Origin of the sequence: Micromonospora sp. NPDC005707 (genome assembly GCF_040631005.1) — a bacterium.
Classification (GTDB): Bacteria; Actinomycetota; Actinomycetes; order Mycobacteriales; family Micromonosporaceae; genus Micromonospora.
Window position 1 is genome coordinate 59282 of the sequence record NZ_JBEXYR010000008.1, and the last position, 17873, is coordinate 77154.

General features: G+C 73.9%; 16 protein-coding genes. 12 read left to right on the forward strand and 4 right to left on the reverse strand.

Going from position 1 to position 17873, the window contains the following annotated elements:
• From ABZ452_RS17650 to ABZ452_RS17680, 7 genes are all read left to right on the forward strand, one after another.
• Positions 1-1359, forward strand: coding sequence for a 3-oxoacyl-ACP reductase (locus ABZ452_RS17650; protein WP_357943809.1), 1359 nt, complete (start codon positions 1-3; stop codon positions 1357-1359).
• A gap of 260 nt (positions 1360-1619) precedes the next feature.
• Positions 1620-2510: a MaoC/PaaZ C-terminal domain-containing protein gene (locus tag ABZ452_RS17655; protein ID WP_357944568.1), complete on the forward strand. Its 891-nt coding sequence runs from the start codon at positions 1620-1622 to the stop codon at positions 2508-2510.
• A gap of 81 nt (positions 2511-2591) precedes the next feature.
• Positions 2592-3344 carry an NUDIX domain-containing protein gene (locus ABZ452_RS17660; protein WP_357943811.1) on the forward strand — a complete coding sequence of 251 codons (753 nt, stop codon included), beginning with the start codon at positions 2592-2594 and terminating at the stop codon, positions 3342-3344.
• Entirely contained in the window at positions 3341-4315 is a 975-nt protein-coding gene (locus ABZ452_RS17665) for a serine/threonine protein kinase (RefSeq protein ID WP_357943813.1), read from the forward strand. Before ABZ452_RS17660 ends, ABZ452_RS17665 begins: the two co-directional genes overlap by 4 nt.
• Before the next feature lie 10 nt (positions 4316-4325).
• A complete protein-coding gene (locus tag ABZ452_RS17670; protein ID WP_357943815.1) occupies positions 4326-5282 on the forward strand; it encodes a hypothetical protein in 957 nt (318 codons plus the stop codon).
• The gene (locus ABZ452_RS17675; protein ID WP_357943817.1) at positions 5279-6529 is read left to right on the forward strand and encodes an adenylosuccinate synthetase; all 1251 of its coding nucleotides are present in this window, start codon (positions 5279-5281) and stop codon (positions 6527-6529) included. Before ABZ452_RS17670 ends, ABZ452_RS17675 begins: the two co-directional genes overlap by 4 nt.
• Positions 6530-6553: 24 nt before the next feature.
• A complete protein-coding gene (locus ABZ452_RS17680) occupies positions 6554-7171 on the forward strand; it encodes a DedA family protein (RefSeq protein ID WP_357943819.1) in 618 nt (205 codons plus the stop codon).
• A 6-nt stretch (positions 7172-7177) separates the two neighbouring features.
• On the opposite strand, the gene ABZ452_RS17685 is transcribed toward ABZ452_RS17680, so the two are convergent.
• Positions 7178-7816, reverse strand: coding sequence for a TetR/AcrR family transcriptional regulator (locus tag ABZ452_RS17685; RefSeq protein ID WP_357943822.1), 639 nt, complete (start codon positions 7814-7816; stop codon positions 7178-7180).
• Between the two features lie 77 nt (positions 7817-7893).
• Between ABZ452_RS17685 and ABZ452_RS17690 the strand changes: the two genes are divergently transcribed.
• From ABZ452_RS17690 to ABZ452_RS17705, 4 genes are all read left to right on the forward strand, one after another.
• On the forward strand, positions 7894-8346 hold the full coding sequence (locus ABZ452_RS17690; protein WP_357943824.1) for an SCP2 sterol-binding domain-containing protein: 453 nt from the start codon (positions 7894-7896) through the stop codon (positions 8344-8346).
• A gap of 1 nt (position 8347) precedes the next feature.
• Positions 8348-9562: an acyl-CoA dehydrogenase family protein gene (locus tag ABZ452_RS17695; protein ID WP_357943826.1), complete on the forward strand. Its 1215-nt coding sequence runs from the start codon at positions 8348-8350 to the stop codon at positions 9560-9562.
• 182 nt (positions 9563-9744) lie between these two features.
• Entirely contained in the window at positions 9745-11310 is a 1566-nt protein-coding gene (locus tag ABZ452_RS17700; RefSeq protein WP_357943828.1) for an AMP-binding protein, read from the forward strand.
• A gap of 100 nt (positions 11311-11410) precedes the next feature.
• A complete protein-coding gene (locus tag ABZ452_RS17705; RefSeq protein WP_357943830.1) occupies positions 11411-12982 on the forward strand; it encodes a N,N-dimethylformamidase beta subunit family domain-containing protein in 1572 nt (523 codons plus the stop codon).
• 26 nt (positions 12983-13008) lie between these two features.
• Here ABZ452_RS17705 and purD read toward each other — a convergent pair whose 3' ends face one another.
• From purD to ABZ452_RS17720, 3 genes are all read right to left on the reverse strand, one after another.
• Positions 13009-14256, reverse strand: a complete 1248-nt coding sequence (gene purD, locus ABZ452_RS17710) for a phosphoribosylamine--glycine ligase (protein ID WP_357943832.1) — start codon at positions 14254-14256, stop codon at positions 13009-13011.
• A gap of 89 nt (positions 14257-14345) precedes the next feature.
• Positions 14346-15269 (reverse strand): type IV toxin-antitoxin system AbiEi family antitoxin domain-containing protein, encoded by a 924-nt coding sequence (locus ABZ452_RS17715; RefSeq protein WP_357943834.1) that lies wholly within the window; start codon positions 15267-15269, stop codon positions 14346-14348.
• A 171-nt stretch (positions 15270-15440) separates the two neighbouring features.
• Positions 15441-16730, reverse strand: coding sequence for an adenylosuccinate synthase (locus ABZ452_RS17720; RefSeq protein WP_357943836.1), 1290 nt, complete (start codon positions 16728-16730; stop codon positions 15441-15443).
• Positions 16731-16852: 122 nt separating this feature from the next.
• Here ABZ452_RS17720 and ABZ452_RS17725 point away from each other — a divergent pair, with 122 nt between their 5' ends.
• Positions 16853-17851: a diacylglycerol kinase family protein gene (locus tag ABZ452_RS17725; RefSeq protein WP_357943838.1), complete on the forward strand. Its 999-nt coding sequence runs from the start codon at positions 16853-16855 to the stop codon at positions 17849-17851.
• Positions 17852-17873 lie beyond the last annotated feature (22 nt).

Consider the following 17873-nt stretch of genomic DNA (forward strand, 5'->3'; position numbering starts at 1 on the left):
ATGACCGACAGGTACGCGAGCTTCGTCCAAACGGGGGCCGGCCGCGCGCTGGTCAAGCGCCTCGGACTGCCCGACCCGCCTCGACTGCGCCGGCACACGCCGGGCGACCCGCTCGTTCCCGGGCCGGTCCTGCTCGGCTCGTCGACCGGCGGCCGGCTCGCCGAGCCGGTGGGCAAGGTGCTGACCGCCGCCGGGGTCGAGCTGGTCGACCCGGCCGCCGCCACCGACGCCACCGCCCGCTTCGCGGCCCTGGTGTACGACGCCAGCGGCATCTCCGACTCCACCGGGCTGCGCCAGCTCTACGACTTCTTCCACCCGCAGGCCCGGGCGCTGCTGCCCAGCGGCCGGGTGATCGTGCTGGGCACCCCGCCGGCCGAGTGCGGCTCGCCCCGGGAGGCGACCGCCCAGCGCGCGCTGGAGGGGCTGACCCGCAGCATCGGCAAGGAGTTCGGCCGGGGCGTGACCGCCCAGCTCGTGTACGTCACGAAGGACGGCGACGCCGGCACCCCGGTCAGCCTGGAGTCCACCCTGCGCTTCCTGCTCAGCGGCCGGTCCGCGTACGTCTCCGGGCAGGTGATCCGGGTCGGCGCCGGGACCGCCGCCGCGCCGGCCGACTGGGACCGGCCGCTGGACGGCCAGGTGGTCCTGGTCACCGGTGCGGCCCGGGGCATCGGCGCGGCGCTGGCCCGGGTGCTCGCCCGGGACGGCGCCTCGGTCGTCGCGCTGGACATCCCGGCCGCCGGCGACGAACTGGCCGCGGTCGCCAACGAGGTCGGCGGCAGCGCCGTGCAGCTCGACCTGACCGCGCCGGACGCACCGACCCGCCTGGCCGAGCACCTGGCGAGCCGGCACGGCCGGGTCGACGTGGTGGTGCACAACGCCGGCATCACCCGGGACAAGACCCTCGGCCGGATGGACGCCGACCGCTGGGACTCGGTGATCGACGTGAACCTCTCCAGCCAGGAGCGGATCAACGATGTGCTGCTGGAGCGCGACCTGATCCCGGCCGGCGGCCGGATCGTCTCGGTCTCCTCGATCGCCGGCATCGCGGGCAACCGCGGCCAGACCAACTACGCGACAAGCAAGGCCGGGGTCATCGGCCTGGTCGACTCCCTCTCCCCGGTGCTGCGCGAGCGGGGCATCAGCCTCAACGCGGTCGCACCCGGTTTCATCGAGACCCGGCTGACCGCCCGGATCCCGCTGATGATCCGCGAGGCGGGCCGGCGGATGAACAGCCTGGCCCAGGGCGGCCTGCCGGTGGACGTGGCCGAGACGATCGGCTGGCTGTCCTGGCCGGCGAGCGGCGCGGTCAGCGGCAACGTGGTCCGGGTCTGCGGCCAGAGCCTGCTGGGGGCGTGATGGCGCGGCGGAAGCAGCGGCCGGAGGAGCCGGCCGAGGAGCTGTCGGTGCACGAGCTGATCGAGGGGCCGACCCAGGACCTGACCTCGGCCCGCGCGGCGCTCGCCGCGCGGACCGTCCCGGAGCCGCCGGTCGAGGCGACCCAGGACCTGTCCGCGCTGGCCCACGACCACACCCAGGACCTGTCCGCGCTGGCCGACGACCGCACCCGCGACCTGTCCGGCGCCGCCGCGGCGGTCACGTCGGGCGGCGCGGGCACCCTGACCGCCCCGCAGCGCACCGGGCCGGAGGGGCGCCTTCGTATCGACCTACCCCGGCTGCCCGCGCCGGGGGCGCTCTACCGGCGGGCCCTGCTGGGGGCGCTGCCCGGGATGGGCGGCCGGCGCCGGCCGGACGTGCCCGCCGTGGAGTTGGGCGTCTCCGGCGTGACGGTCGACCCGGCCCATCTGGCGGACTACGACCGGGTCTGCGGGTTCCGGCTGGCCGACCGGCTGCCGGCGACATACCTGCACGTGCTGGGCTTTCCGCTGTCGCTGCGGCTGATGACCGCGCCGGAGTTCCCCATCCCGCTGAGCGGGGTGGTGCACGTGGCGAACCGGATCACCGTGCACCGGCCGGTGGAGGCCGGCGAGACGGTGGACTTCCGCACGTACGCCGAGAATCTGCGCCCGCACGAACGGGGCCGGCAGCTCGACGTGGTGCTGGTCGGCTCGGTCGGCGGGGAGGAGGTCTGGCGGGGCGTCTCGACGTACCTGGGGAAGGAGCGCACGGCGGGCGGCGGTCCGCGGCGCGACCGGGGTGACCGCCCGACACCGCCGGCCGCCTCGGCGCAGTGGCGGGTGACTCCCCGGGTGGGCACCGACTACGCGCGGGTCTCCGGCGACCACAACCCGATCCACACCTCGAAGCTGGGCGCGCGGCTGTTCGGCTTCCCGCGCCCGATCGCCCACGGCATGTGGAGCAAGGCCCGCTGCCTGGCGGCGCTGGAGAGCCGGCTGCCGGAGTCCTACACGGTCGAGGTGGCGTTCAAGCTGCCCGTGCCGTTGCCGTCGACGGTTGCCTTCAGCGCCGCCGCCACGGGCGGGACCTGGGACTTCGCGCTGCACGACGCGCGGCAGGGGCGGCCGCACCTGGTGGGCACCGTCCGCTGAGGAAAGAGGGGGCTTGGCGTCCCCTCTTTCGTACGCTAGGTTGTTCTCAGATTGAGTTGTTCTCAAGATGAGAGAGACGCCGTGAACGAGCAGGACTTTCTGGCCGCGTACGACCCCCGGGACTACCCGGCGGTCGCCGTCACCGTCGACGTGGTGGCGCTGACCATCCGCGAGGGCGCGCTGCACCTGCTGCTGATCCGCCGGGCGGCCCCGCCCTACGCGGGCCACTGGGCGCTGCCCGGTGGCTTCGTCCGCCCCGACGAGGACCTGGCCGCCGGCGCCCGGCGCGAGCTGGCCGAGGAGACCGGGCTCGGCGGCGAGCGGCTACGCCGCGTCCACCTGGAACAGCTCGCCACCTACGGCGGGCCCGACCGGGACCCCCGCATGCGGGTGGTCTCCATCGCCCACCTGGCCTTCGCCCCGGACCTGCCCGACCCGGTCGCCGACACCGACGCCGACGACGCGATCTGGCTGCCGGTGACCGCGCTGACCAGCCGGCAGCTCGCCTTCGACCACGGCCGGATCATCGACGACGGGCTGGAGCGGGCCCGGTCCAAGCTGGAATACACGCCGCTGGCCACCCGCTTCCTGGCACCCGAGTTCACCATCACCGAGCTGCGGGCCGTCTACGAGACGGTCTGGGGGCACCCGCTGCACGCCGGCAACTTCCACCGCAAGGTGCTCTCCGTGCCGGGCTTCGTGGAGAGCACCGGCGACAGCACCGAGCGCGGCGGCGCGCGCGGCGGGCCCCGCGCCAAGCTCTACCGGGCCGGCGACGCCCGGCTCCTCCACCCGGCGCTGCTGCGCCCCGCCCGGGAGGAGACGGTGCGGTGAGGACCGAGGAGGCGATCCGGCTGGTCGCCACGGCGCGCGGCACCGCCGACCTGTTCGGCACCGATGCGCCGGCCCGCCGCTACCGCGAGCTGGTCACGGCCCTGCACCCCGACCGGCTCGGGGCGGTCGACCCGGGGGTACGCGCCGCCGCCTCCGATGCGCTGATGACGGTGACCGCCCGCTGGCGGGGCGGCCGCGGCACCCGACTCGGCGACTACACGCTGCGCCGGATCGCGTACGCCGGGGACCTGGCCGACCTCTACGACGTCGGGCGGGACCGGCTGCTCAAGCTGCCCCGCGATCCGGCCGACAACGACCTGATGGCCCGCGAGGCACGCGCCCTGCGGCGGATCGCCGACCGGGGCGATCCGAGGCACCTGCCCTACGTGCCCCGGCTCGTCGACCACCTGCCCGCCCGCGACCCGGCGACCGGCGCGGAACGGCTGGTCAACGTGGTGGCCGCGGCACCGGGACTGCACAGCCTGGACGAGGCGCGCCGGGCGTACCCGGACGGGGTGGACCCGCGCGACGCGGCCTGGATGTGGCGGCGGCTGCTGGTCGCCCTCGGCCTGGCCCACCGGGCCGGGGTGGTGCACGGCGCGGTGCTCCCCCGGCACGTGCTCATCGAACCGGACGCGCACGGCGTGGTCCTGGTCGACTGGTGCTTCTCCGCCGAGCCCGGCGCGACCATCCCGGCGCTGGTTCCCGGCCACAAGGACTGGTACCCGGCCGAGGTGCCCGCGCGGCGGCCCGCCGGCCCGGGCACCGACCTGGCCATGGCCGGGCGCTGCATGACCTGGCTGATGGCCGACCGGGCACCGCGCGAGCTGCGCGCCTTCGCGGCCGGCTGCACGCGCCCGAAGTTGGCCGCCCGCCCCGACGACGCCTGGCGGCTGCTCGGCGAACTCGACGAGGTGCTGGACGGCCTCTACGGCCCCCGCACCTTCCGCCCCTTCACCCTCAATCCCTAGGGAGGCTGCCATGGGCAGCGGAATCTGGTCCACCGACGTGTACGACGCCGCCGACCGCTACCGACGGGCCACCGGCGCGAGCGCCTTCTCCTACAGCGACGGCGGAGCGCGCACGGTGCACCCCGCGCTCGACCCGCGCGGCGCGGTACGGGAGAGCCGCGACTCGGACGAGCACCCGCAGTCGACGCCCATCGCGGTGCTCTTCGACGTGACCGGGTCGATGGGGCACGTGCCCCGGGTGCTCCAGAGCAAGCTGCCGCAGCTGCTCGGCCTGCTCCTCCGCCAGGGCTACGCCCGCGACCCGCAGCTGCTGTTCGGCGCGATCGGCGACGCCACCTGCGACCGGGTGCCGTTGCAGATCGGCCAGTTCGAGTCCGACAACCGGATGGACGACGACCTCGGCCGGATCGTGCTGGAGGGCGGCGGTGGCGGCCAGATGACCGAGTCGTACGAGCTGGCCCTGTACTTCATGGCCCGGCACACGGTCACCGACAGCTGGACGAAGCGGGGGCGGCGCGGCTACCTGTTCATCATCGGCGACGAGCTGGCGTACCCCCGGGTGGACCGGCGGCAGGTGGCCCGGCTGATCGGCGACGACCTGCGCGAGGACGTGCCGCTGCGGCAGATCGTCGACGAGGTGACCCGGCGCTGGGACACCTACTACCTGCTCCCGGCCGGCAGCGCGTACGCGGGCAGCCGCAAGGTCCTCGACTTCTGGCGTGACCTGCTCGGGCAGCACGCCGTCGAGCTGGACGACCTCGACGCGGTCTGCGAGACCATCGCGCTCACCGTCGGCCTCGGCGAGCAGGCCGTCGACCTGGACACCGGGCTGCGCGACCTGGACCGGGCCGGGTCGACGGCCGGCCGTACCGTCTCCCGGGCGCTCGCCCGCCTCGGCGGCGGCCGGCGCGCGGTGGCCACGCTGCCGTTCGCCCCGACCGACGGCAGCGGGGTCACCCGGCTGTGAGGCACGTGATGGTGGTCGACCTCGGCTACGGCGACGCCGGCAAGGGCACCGTCGTCGACTGGCTCTGCGCGAGCCGGCCGGTGCACACGGTGGTCCGGTTCAACGGGGGCGCGCAGGCGGCGCACAACGTCGTGCTGCGCGACGGGCGGCACCACACGTTCGCTCAGTTCGGCGCCGGGACGTTCCGCCCCGGGGTCCGTACGCACCTGTCGCGGCACGTGGTGGTGGACCCGCTGGCGCTGGCCGCCGAGGCCGACCACCTCACGGCGGTCGGGGTGCCCGACGCGCTGGACCGGCTGACCGTGGACGGGGAGGCGCTGCTCGCCACCCCGTACCACCGGGCCGCCAACCGGGCGCGGGAGATCGCCCGGGGAGCCGACCGGCACGGCTCCTGCGGGCTGGGGGTGGGCGAGGCGGTCGCGTACGGCCTCGCCCACCCCGACGAGGCGCCCCGGGTGGCGGACTGCGGCCGCCCTGCGGTGTTGCGCCGCCGGCTCACCGCGCTGCGGGACCGGCTCACCGCCGAGCTCGGCCCGCTGGACGCCCCGCCGGTCGAGGACTGCCTGCCCGCGTACGCCGGGTTCGCCCGCCGGGTGGCGATCGTCGACCGGACCTGGCTGTCCGGGGCGCTGCGGGCCGGGACCTGCGTGTTCGAGGGGGCACAGGGGGTGCTGCTGGACGAGTGGCACGGCTTCCACCCGTACACCACGTGGAGCACCACCACCTTCGCCAACGCCGAGTCGCTGCTCGCCGAGGCCGGGCTCGCCGGCACCGCGCAGCGGCTCGGCGTGCTGCGGGTGACCACCACCCGGCACGGCCCCGGGCCGCTGGTCACCGAGGACCCGGCGCTGCCGTTCGCCGACCCGCGCAACCCGACCAACCCCTGGCAGGGCCGGTTCCGGTTCGGCCACTTCGACGCCGTGGCCCACCGCTACGCGCTCGAGGTGGCCGGCGGCGTGGACGCGCTCGCCCTCACCCACCTCGACCTGGCCGGCCCGGGCCTGCGGATCTGCCGCCGCTACGACACGGCCGACCGGCTCGTCCCCGGCCCGGCCGGCGACCTGGACCGCCAGGCCGCGCTCACCGAACGGCTGCTCCGGGCCCGCCCGCTCCTCGACGAGGCGCCCACCGACTGGCCGGCCGCGGTGGCGGCCGAGCTGGGCGCGCCGGTGCTGCTCACCTCGCACGGGCCGACCGCCGAGGACAAGGTCGCCGCCCTCGCCGGAGCCGTTTCCGCTCCCCGCTGACACCGCACCACCGAGCATGGGGGCATGGGGGACGTGCTCGACCTGCTGCACCAGACGGTGACCTCGCCGTGGGTGTACCTGGTGATCATCGTGGTCACCGCGGTCGACGCGTTCTTCCCGGCGGTGCCCGGCGAGACCGTGGCGATCACCGCGGGCGTCTTCGCGGCCGGCGGGGAGCCGAACGTGGTCGGCGTGATCGTGGCCGCCGCGGTCGGCGCGTTCGCCGGCGACCACATCTCCTACGCCATCGGGCGCGGTGGCGGCGCGCACCGGCTGGCCCGGCTGCCCGTCGACAGCCGGCGCCGGACGGGCTCCGAGTGGGCCCGCCGGGCCGTCGACCGGCGCGGCGGGATCATCCTGACCACCTCCCGGTACGTCCCGGGCGGCCGGACCGCGGTCACCCTGACCATGGGCGCGGTCCGCTACCCGTACCGCTCCTTCCTCATGTACGACGCGCTGGCCTGCGGCACCTGGGGCATCTACTGCGGCCTGCTCGGCTACTTCGGCGGGCTGGCCTTCGAGCACAACCCGGTCCAGGGTCTCCTCGCCGGGGTCGGCATCTCGGTGGCGGTCACCGGCCTGTTCGAGGTCGTCCGCTGGGCCCGCCGGCGCGCCCGCGCCCGCGCCACCGCCGGCCGCTGAACGGCGTCAGGGGGTGCGGGGGTGCCAGGTGATGCCGCGCAGCAGCTGGTCGGCGCCGAGCCAGGCCACGTTCATCATCCGGGTGGCGGTCTTCTCCGGGTCCGCCTCCGGGTGGTCGGCCAGCCAGTCGGCCAGCGATTCGGTCGCGCCGACCAGGGCGTACGCGACGACCTCCAGGTCGGTGGCGCCGACCTCGCGCCCCTTGGCGCGCAGCGCGTGGTCGAGCATCCCGGCGACCACCTCGACGAGCCGGCCGCGCATGGTGGCCAGCTCGGCGGCGAACGGCTGCTCGCCGCGGGCCTGCCGGTAGAGCACCGCCCAGCCGTCCCGGTGCGCGCCGACGAAGCCGAAGAAGGCGCGCAGCCCGCGCCAGAGCCGCTCGTCGGCGGGCAGGTCGGGAGCGGCCGCCCCGGCGATGGCCTCCATCATCCGGGTGCCCTCGCGGTGCAGGCACGCGACGAAGAGCTCCTCCTTCGTGCCGAGGTACGCGTAGACCATCGGCTTGGAGATGCCGGCGTCGTCGGCGATCTCGTCCATGCTGGCCGCGTGGAAGCCCCGGCGGGAGAAGACCTTGACCGCCGCGTCGAGCATCTGCTGCTCGCGCACGGCGCGGGGGAGGCGCTTGAAGGTCGGTGTGCTGGACACCCTTGCGAGCATACCTACTCGTGCGTAGGGTTACGCCTGAGTAACCAAAGTCGGCTCGCCCGAGAGGTGCATCCCCCATGAGTGACTTCGACCCGGCCAACTTCGCGAACGTCGGCCCGAAGGAGTTCGCGCAGCTGGTCAAGTCCACCCCCGACGACAAGATCGCCGAGATCATGTCCGGCGACCTGCGCGGCAAGATCCTGAGCGAGGTCTTCAACCGGATGCCGTCGCTGTTCCGGGCCGACCGGGCCGGCTCCACCAACGCGGTCATCCACTGGAACATCACCGGTCGCCCCGACGGTGGCACCGACACCTACGAGATCGTCATCGAGAACGGCACCTGCGCCGTCTCGGAGACGCCCACCCGGGACCCGAAGCTCAGCCTCACCATGGGCCCGGTCGAGTTCCTGAAGATCGTGTCCGGTGGCGGCAACCCGGTCATGATGTTCATGACCGGCAAGCTGAAGGCCAAGGGCGACCTGGGCCTCGCCGCCAACATCGCCAACCTGTTCGACATCCCCAAGGCCTGAGATGGCCGAGTTCTCGCTCGACCTGAACGAGGAACAGCGGGACCTTCGCGACTGGGTGCACGGCTTCGCCGCCGAGGTCGTGCGCCCGGCCGCGGCCGAGTGGGACGCCCGGGAGGAGACTCCCTGGCCGATCATCCAGGAGGCCGCGAAGGTCGGCCTGTACGGCTTCGAGTTCCTCGCCACCTGCTGGGCCGACCCCACCGGGCTCTCCCTCCCGATCGCCAGCGAAGAGCTGTTCTGGGGTGACGCCGGCATCGGCCTGAGCATCTTCGGCACCTCGCTGGCCGTCGCCGCCATCTACGGCGCCGGCACCCCCGACCAGCTCGTCGAGTGGGTGCCGCAGTGCTTCGGCGACGTCGACCAGCCGGCGGTCGCCGCGTTCTGCACCACCGAGCCGGAGGCCGGCTCCGACGTCGGGTCGATGCGGACCCGCGCGGTCTACGACGCGGCCGCCGACGAGTGGGTGTTGAACGGGCAGAAGGCGTACGCCACCAACGGCGGCATCGCCGGGGTGCACGTGGTCACCGCCTCGGTCGAGCCCGACCTGGGCTCGCGGGGGCAGGCCGCGTTCGTCGTGCCGCCCGGCACGCCGGGGCTCACCGCCACCCGCAAGCTGCGCAAGCTCGGGCTGCGCGCCTCGCACACCGCCGACGTCTTCCTCGACGACGTACGGGTTCCGGGGCGCTGCCTGCTCGGCGGCAAGGACGCGCTGGACGAGCGGCTGGCCCGGGCCCGCACCGGCCAGCGGGCCTCCGGCCAGGCGGCCATGCGCACGTTCGAACTGTCCCGCCCGACCGTCGGCGCGCAGGCGCTCGGCGTGGCCCGCGCCGCGTACGAGTACGCCCTCGACTACGCCAAGGAACGGGTCCAGTTCGGACGCCCGATCATCGAGAACCAGGCGGTCGCGTTCGCGCTCGCCGACATGAAGATGGAGATCGACGCGGCCCGACTGCTGGTCTGGCGGGCCTCGTGGATGGGTCGCAACAACCGGCCGTTCACCGCGGGCGAGGGCTCGATGTCCAAGCTCAAGGCCGGCGAGGTGGCCGTCTCCGTCACCGACCGGGCGGTCCAGCTCCTCGGCGGCGCCGGCTTCCTGCGCGACCACCCGGTCGAGCGCTGGTACCGGGACGCCAAGATCTACACCATCTTCGAGGGCACTTCCGAGATCCAGCGGCTGGTCATCTCCCGGGCCATCTCCGGCATGCAGATCCGCTGATCGCCGGCGGACCCCGACCCGACCCGCGACGGCACCGCCCGCCGGGCGTACCCCCGTCGCGGGTCGGGCCGCCGGTCCGCGCTCCGCATTCCGCAGGCTGGGCAACTGATCACCTCGGCTGGGCGCCGTCGCCGCCGCCGGTGCATGATCGGGAGAACACGAACGCGAAGGAGGGTTGCGACTTGGACCTGCCGTTCATCGTCGCCACGCTGACCCGACGCGGACTGCTCAACCCGGGCCGCCCGATCCGGGTGGCCTCCCAACTCAACGCCCTGCGCCGCTGGGGCTGGAGCCTCGCCGGCGAGCTGCGCCAGGCCGCCGCCCGCGACCCGGGGCGGATCGCCGTCATCGACGAGCACGGCGCCTCGCTGACGTACCAGGAGCTGCTGGACCGGTCGGAGCGGCTGGCCCGGTCGCTGCGGGCCGGGCTCGGCGTGCAGAGCGGCGACCGGGTGGGCGTGCTCTGCCGCAACCACCACGGGCTGATCGAGGTGATCGTCGCCGCGATGCTGCTCGGCGCCGACGCCGTACTGGTCAACACCGGTCTCTCCGCGGCACAGCTGGCCACCGTGGCCGAGGAGCAGGGCCTGCGCGTGCTGGTGCACGACGCCGAGTTCGCCGAGCGGGTCCTCGGCCTTCCCCCCGAGCTGCACCGGGTCGACGAGCGCGGCCAGGAGGAGCTGATCGCCGGCGCACTGCCCGGAGACCAGCTCCAGCCGCCGGAGCGGGACGGCCGGACCATCGTGCTCACCTCCGGCACCACCGGCGCGCCCAAGGGCGCCCGCCGGCCCACGCCGCACGGCTTCGGTCCGCTGGTGTCCATCATCGACCGGATCCCGCTGCACGTTCACGACACCGTGCTGATCGCCGCGCCGATCTTCCACACCTGGGGGTACGCCGCACTCCAGGTGTCGTTCGCGCTGCGCGCCACGATCGTGCTGCACCGCCGGTTCGACCCGGCCGCCACGCTGGCCGCCCTGGCCGGGCAGCCCTGCGACGCGCTCTTCGCCGTGCCGGTGATGCTGCAACGGCTCATGGAGGCGCCGCCGCCCGAGCCCCGGCCGCCGCTCAAGGTGGTGGCGGTCAGCGGCTCCGCCCTTCCCGGTGGCCTGGCCACCGCCTTCATGGACCGCTTCGGCGACGTCCTCCACAACCTCTACGGCTCGACCGAGGTCTCCTGGGCCTCCATCGCCGGCCCGGCGGAACTGCGCGCGGCCCCCACCACGGCGGGCCGCCCGCCGCACGGCACCCGGGTGGAGATCGTGGACGACACCGGCGAACCGGTCCGCGACGGCCAGGTCGGCCGGATCTTCGTGGGCAACGAGATGCTCTTCGAGGGCTACACCTCGGGGGCCGGCCGGGAGCGGCGCGACGGCCTGCTCGACACCGGCGACCTGGGCCGGTTGAACCCCGACGGGCTGCTCTTCGTCGACGGGCGGGCCGACGACATGATCGTCTCCGGTGGGGAGAACGTCTTCCCGTCCGAGGTGGAGGATCTGATCGCCCGGCTGCCGCAGGTCCGCGAGGTCGCCGTGATCGGCGTGCCGGACCCGGAGTACGGCCAGCGGCTCGCCGCGTTCCTTGCCCTGCACCCCGGTGAGACGCTGGACCCGGAGGCGGTCCGCGAGTACGTGAGGCACTACCTGGCCCGCTTCTCCGTCCCCCGCGACGTGGTGTTCGTGAAGTACCTGCCGCGCAACGCCACCGGCAAGGTCCTCAGCCGCGAACTCCGCCGCTACTACGGCTGAGGGGGGTCCCACAGGGGACAGACGGAGCCGCCGGGCCGGTGGTATTTTCCGTGTGCCGGCTGTCCCGGCAGTGACTCTCATCTGACCCGGAGCTGCTCGCATGGTTCGACTCCGTCGGCGCTGGGCCCTGGGCCTCCTCCTCGGCGGCGTCTCCGCCACCGCGCTCGGCGGCTCCAGCGAGCCCGTGCTGAGTCACCGCCGCAGCGGCCCGCCGACCCGCCGCCAGACCGCACCGGTCGGGGTGGACAACCGTGCTGCCGGCGGGTCCTGGAGGATGCCGGACGACGTCCGGCCCGCCGACGACCGGCGGCGGCAGATCCAGGGGTACGCCTCGACGACCAGCCTGACGCCCGGCGAGTCCGTCGACTTCCACGTCGCGGTCAACCCGGCCGGCCCGTTCCAGATCAGCGTGAAGCGGCTCGGTTGGCACGACGGCGCCGGCACCCCCCGGACCATGCTGACCAGCCCGGCACTGGACGGCACCCCGCAGCCCGTGCCGCCCGCCGACCCCGACACCGGAGCGATCGCCTGCCGCTGGCCGGTGTCCTGGACCCTCCGCATCCCCGAGGACTGGACCTCCGGCCTCTACCAGGCGGTCTTCACCTCCGCCGACGGCTGGTACGCCTCCACCCCGTTCGTGGTGCGGGACGACACGCGGGCCGCCGCGCTCTGCGTGGTGCTGCCGGTGACCACCTGGCAGGCCTACAACCAGTGGCCGCAGGACGGGCAGGCCGGCAAGAGCCTCTACAACGGCTACACAGCCAGCGGAAAGCGCGATCCGGCCCTGCGAGCGCGCGAGGTCTCCTTCGACCGCCCGTACGCCGACGCCGGCCAGCCGGCACACTTCACCCGGGACCAGGACGCCGTCCAGTGGCTGGAGCGCAACGGCTACGACATCTCCTACGCGACCAGCTTCGACCTGCACTCCGGGCGGCTCGACCCGGCCCGGCACCGCGGGCTGATCTTCTGCGGGCACGACGAGTACTGGTCGGTGGAGATGCGCCGGGCCGCCGAGGCCGGGCTGGCCGGCGGCACCAGCCTCGCCTTCTTCGGCGCGAACAGCGTCTACTGGCACATCCGGGTGCGCCCCTCCGCCGACGGCCGCCCCGAGCGGGTCGTCGCCTGCGCCAAGACCGACCCCGACCCGGACGAGGACGCCGCCGGGCCGACGGTGACCTGGCGCTACCTCGACAAGCCCGAGCAGGCGCTGATCGGCATCCAGTACAACGGCATCGTGGCCACCCCGCAGCCGCTGGTGGTCCGGGCCGCCGACCACTGGGTGTGGGCCGGCACCGGGGTGGCCGACGGCGATCGGATCCCCGGGCTCGTCCTGGGCGAGGCGGACGGCGTCAACAACGGCGCCGCCCGGCCCGGAGGGCTCGGCGACACCCTGCTGAGCAGGTCGCCGTACGTCAACCGTGAGGGCGCGAAGCGGGTGCAGAGCACCCACGTCTACGAGACGCCCCGGGGAGCCGTCGTGTTCGCCACCGGCACCCTCGGCTGGACGATGGCGCTGAACCGGCGCACGCACCGCGACGAGCGGATCGAGCGGGCCACCGCCAACGTGCTCGACCGGATGGTCAACCGCGTTCGCGGCTCGGGGCCATCGGACCGCACCGCCCCGGAAACGGCGGGTCAGCCCGAGGTCTCACCCGGCGCGACGAACCGCTGACCACCGCGCCGGCGTCGGCCTGCTGGTCAGGCGGGAAGGTCGATCCGGCCGTCCACCGCGGCAGCGGCGATGTCCGAGCGGTGGTGCGAACCGGCCAGCTCGATGCCGCGTACCACCTCGTAGGCGGCGTCCCGCGCGGCGGCCAGGGTCGGGCCGGTGGCCGTACCGCAGAGGACCCGGCCCCCGGCGGAGCGCAGGCTGCCGTCGGCGTCCCGGCGGGTGCCGGCGTGGATGGCCCCGACGCGGTCCGCGCCGGTGATCACGTCACCGGTACGCGGCGCCGCCGGGTAACCCTCGGCCGCCACCACGACGGTGACCGCCGCGCCGTCGCGCCAGCGCAGGGGCGGGTGCGCGGCCAGCGTGCCGGTGGCGGCGGCGTGCAGCAGCCCGGCCAGGGGAGTCTCCAGCAGCGCGAGCACCACCTGGGTCTCCGGGTCGCCGAAGCGGGCGTTGAACTCGATCACGCGCGGGCCGGCGGCGGTGATCGCCAGGCCCACGTAGAGCAGGCCGGCGAACGGGGTGCCCCGGCGGCGCAGCTCGGCCAGCGTCGGGTGCACGACGTCGCGCATCACCTCGTCGACCAGGCCGGGCGGAGCCCAGGGCAGCGGCGCGTACGCGCCCATGCCGCCCGTGTTCGGCCCGCTGTCGCCGTCGCCGACGCGCTTGAAGTCCTGGGCGGGCAGCAGCGGCACGGCCGCCTCGCCGTCGGTGACCACGAAGAGGGAGACCTCGGGACCGGCCAGGTACTCCTCGATCACCACCCGGCCGCACTCCTCGGCGTGCCGCTCGGCAACGGCGCGGTCATCGGTCACCACGACGCCCTTGCCGGCGGCCAGCCCGTCGTTCTTCACCACGTACGGGGCGCCGAACTCGTCCAGCGCCTTCCCGACGCTCGCCGGGTCGGCACAGGTGTACGCCCGGGCGGTCGGCACGCCCGCCGCGGTCATCACGTCCTTGGCGAAGGTCTTCGAGCCCTCCAGCCGGGCCGCCTCGGCCGACGGGCCGAACGCCGCGATGCCCTTGGCCCGCACCGCGTCGGCAACCCCGGCCACCAGCGGCGCCTCCGGGCCGATCACCACCAGATCCGCCGCCACCTCGACGGCGAGCGCCGCCACGGCCGCCGGATCGGCGCCGTTCACGTCCCGCAGCTCCGCCACGGTCGCGATCCCCGGATTTCCCGGAGCCGCGACCAGCGCCGAGACGGAGGGATCACCGGCCAGCCCGAGCGCGAGCGCATGCTCCCGCCCTCCACCACCCACAAGAAGAACCCGCACGACCCCGCATCCTACTGACCCCCCACCCGCCGTTGTTGATCAAGAGGTTTGCGTCTCAGATCCGGTCCTCCGTGACGCAAACCTCTTGATCAACGGGGTCGTCGGAGGGCGCGAGCGATGGTGTGGGGGATGTAATCGGGGCGCAGGGTGTCGGGCCAGGTGAAGCGAAGGACGGTCCAGCCGGCGTTCGTCAGGCGGTTCTGGCGGGTGCGATCCTCGTAGACGGCCTGGGGCGTCTGGTGTGGGGCCTGTCCGTCGGCCTCGGCGATGATCCGAGCCCCGCGCCAGGCGAGGTCGCCGATGCCGAGCAGATAGCCGTCTTCGTCGCGCACCTCCAGTTGCAGCGTGTCGGGCGGCACGCCACCGTCCACGCACCGCAGGCGAACCCGGGTCTCCAACGGAGACTGGGCCCGGCCGTCCGCCTCGACCAAGCAGCGCCGGGCTGCGACGGCACCCCGCCGCCGGGCGATGAGCGCCGCCACCAGGGACAGGTGCGACTCGTCGATCAGCTGTCTGTTGAGCGCCGAATCGACGACGCACACCGCGGGATAGCGATCGGCCCGGAGAATGACGTCGGCCACCTTACGAACCGGGGTAGTGACGGGGATGCCGGCGCAACTGCCGACATCGCCGGGAGCGAGGGTGAGCTGGTGCACGACCAAATCGGGGTCGGCCGGACGCTGCGGACGGGGACTATCCGGAGGCACCGAGACGTGGACCGCCGAGGTGGCGCGCAGGCCACCGATGCGGTGTAGCTCGACGGCGGTGTTCAGCACGGCGACGGCCCCGGCACCGAGACTCTCGACTGCCGCCCGGATGCGGGCCTGCCGGAGCGCCGCCACTTCCAGCTGCGGCGCCGGTACGAAACAGCCCCGCGCCACCCTGATCCACCGGCCCGACCGAGCGAGATGACGGACCTGGTCCCGACTGAATCCCAGTGAAACCGCCTGCGCCGCAGTCACGATCCCACCTTGCTGGGCAGCAACCCGACTCAACAAAACGCGATCAGCCACCCGCCCAGGCTGCCCACCGCGCCACCCCGAAGCACGCCCTGTGGACAACCCTGTGGAAAACCCACCCACCCCCGTTGTTGATCAAGAAGTTTACGTCCGAATCGGCGCGGATTCTGACGCAAACTTCTTGATCAACTCGCCTAGAGAGGGGGTGGGGAGGGGGCGACCTGGTTACGGGAGGAGGGGGTGGCGGATTACGTTTTCTTCTCGGCCTGGGCCTACGCCTACGATGCTCACCTTGGTGCCGCAGAGTTCTTCGATGCGGGCGATGTAGCGTCTCGCGTTCTCCGGGAGCTCGTCCTCGGTGCGGGCCTTGGTGATGTCCTCCCACCAGCCGTCGAGCTCTTCGTAGATCGGGGTGGCGTGGTGGAAGTCGGTCTGCGTCATCGGCATGTCGTCGAAGCGCTTGCCGTTGATCTCGTAGCCGACGCAGATCGGCACCTTGGGCATGCCGGTCAGCACGTCCAGCTTGGTGATGACCAGGTCGGTGACGCCGTTGAGGCGGCAGGCGTACCGGGCCACGACGGCGTCGAACCAGCCGGTACGCCGCTCGCGGCCGGTGGTGGTGCCGTACTCGTGGCCGACCTTGCGCAGGTGCTGGCCGTTGTCGTCGAACAGCTCGGTCGGGAACGGCCCGGAACCCACCCGCGTGGTGTACGCCTTGCTCACCGCGATGACCTTGGTGATCGCGGTCGGCGGGATGCCGGCGCCCACGCACGCCCCGCCCGCCGTCGGGTTCGACGAGGTGACGAACGGGTAGGTGCCGTGGTCCATGTCGAGCATGGTGGCCTGGGCGCCCTCCAGCAGGACCGTGTCGCCGCGGTCCAGCGCGTCCCAGAGCATGACCCGGGTCTCCGCGATGTACGGCCGCAGCCGCTCCGCGTACCGCAGGTATTCCTCGACGGTCTCTTCGAGGTCGATCGCCTTGCGGTTGTAGACCTTGAACAGCAGCTGGTTCTTCTCGCGGAGCGCCAGCTCCAGCTTCTTGCGCAGGATGCCGGGGTCCAGCAGGTCCTGGAGCCGGATGCCCATCCGGGCGACCTTGTCGCCGTACGCGGGGCCGATGCCCCGGCCGGTGGTGCCGATCCGGGAGCTGCCCAGGTAGCGCTCGACCACCCGGTCCAGCGCCCGGTGGTGCGGCATGATGAGGTGCGCGTCACCCGAGATCCGCAGCCGGGAGACGTCCACGCCCCGCTCGGCGAGGCCGTCGATCTCCTCCAGCAGCACCTTCGGGTCGACCACCACACCGTTGCCGATGACGATCATCGCGTTGGGCGACAGCGCGCCCGACGGCATAAGGTGCAGCGCGTACTTCTGGCCGTCCGGGGTGATCACCGTGTGGCCGGCGTTGTTGCCGCCGGAGTAACGCACGACGTAGTCGACCCGCTCACCCAGCAGGTCGGTAACCTTGCCCTTGCCCTCGTCGCCCCACTGAGCGCCGATGAGCACGATCGCTGGCATCTTCTCCGCCTCCAGAAGGCTCGGGTGCCAGGTGGCGACCGGTCGGCGAGCCCGGGGTGTCAGGCTAACAAGTAGTGACGGCGGGACCGGCAGGGGTTCGTCGAGAAGCAGGAGGCTCCTTCGTGTACGACGTGGTGCTGCTCACCCTCGGCTCGGAGCGGGACGCTCCCGGTGGGGGCTGCGGCAGCGGTGGAGCCTGCTGCGGTGGCGCCTCGGAAGCGGCGGGCGAGCGCCCCGAGGAACGCTGCGAGACGCCGCGCGTACCGGTGCTGGCCTGCGCGGACGCGCTGACCGCCCGGGGTGCCCGGGTGGAGACGGTGACCGCCCGCTCGGACGCCGAGATCGACGAGGTGCTGGCCCGCCTCGACGGCCCGCCCCGCGCCGACGGCCTCACCTGGCCGGACCCCGACTCCAAGACCCGGCTGGTCGTCGCCACGGCGAGTGACGGACAGTTGCGCGCCGTGCTACGCCGGCTGGTCCGGCGGTACGCTCCGCCGCCCAGCCGCCGCCCCGCCGACCTGCCCGGCAACCGGACGGTGCCGGACCTGCCGCCGGTCGGCGTACTCCCGCTCGACCCGGCCCGGTCCGGGACGGCGGGCGACCTGGCCGCGCAGCTCGGCCTGCCCCGCGACCCGGCGGCGGTGGCCGCCGCGGTGCTGGACGGCACCGCCCGGCGGCTCGACCTGCTGCGCAACGACGGCGGGTCGGTGACCCTCGACGGCGCGCTGCTCGGCGCGGCCGACGACGCGGGCCGGCCGCTGCACTGGCGAGCCCGGATCGAGGTCGACGGCACGCTGCTGAGCACCGGCGAGGAGCCGATCATGGCCTGCGCGATCGGCAACGCCGGCGGGTACGCGCGCCTGGACGACGTGGTGCTGCTGGCCGACCCGGACCCCTCCGACGGCCGGGTCCAGGTGGCGGTCGCCGTGCCCGTGGTCACCCGGTCCGCGCTGGGCCGGAAGAGGGTACGGCTGGAGGTGCGCCGGGCCCGTGGCCGGGCGGCGGCGGTCGTGCCTCGCGACGAGAAGGTGCCCTTCCTCGACGACGGCGTCGAGGGCGAGCTGAGCCGGAAGCGGTCCTGGTGGACCGAGCCGGGCGCCTGGGCGGTCTGGACGGCCTGACCTCCGTCGATCCCCCCGCTCG

Bases quoted from the DNA above. Each gene is read 5' to 3' on its own strand.
- ABZ452_RS17650 (WP_357943809.1), top strand. From the start codon at position 1: ATGACCGACAGGTACGCGAGCTTCGTCCAAACGGGGGCCGGCCGCGCG.
- ABZ452_RS17670 (WP_357943815.1), top strand. From the start codon at position 4,326: ATGGGCAGCGGAATCTGGTCCACCGACGTGTACGACGCCGCCGACCGC.
- ABZ452_RS17680 (WP_357943819.1), top strand. From the start codon at position 6,554: ATGGGGGACGTGCTCGACCTGCTGCACCAGACGGTGACCTCGCCGTGG.
- ABZ452_RS17690 (WP_357943824.1), top strand. From the start codon at position 7,894: ATGAGTGACTTCGACCCGGCCAACTTCGCGAACGTCGGCCCGAAGGAG.
- ABZ452_RS17695 (WP_357943826.1), top strand. From the start codon at position 8,348: ATGGCCGAGTTCTCGCTCGACCTGAACGAGGAACAGCGGGACCTTCGC.
- ABZ452_RS17705 (WP_357943830.1), top strand. From the start codon at position 11,411: ATGGTTCGACTCCGTCGGCGCTGGGCCCTGGGCCTCCTCCTCGGCGGC.
- ABZ452_RS17720 (WP_357943836.1), bottom strand. From the start codon at position 16,730: ATGCCAGCGATCGTGCTCATCGGCGCTCAGTGGGGCGACGAGGGCAAG.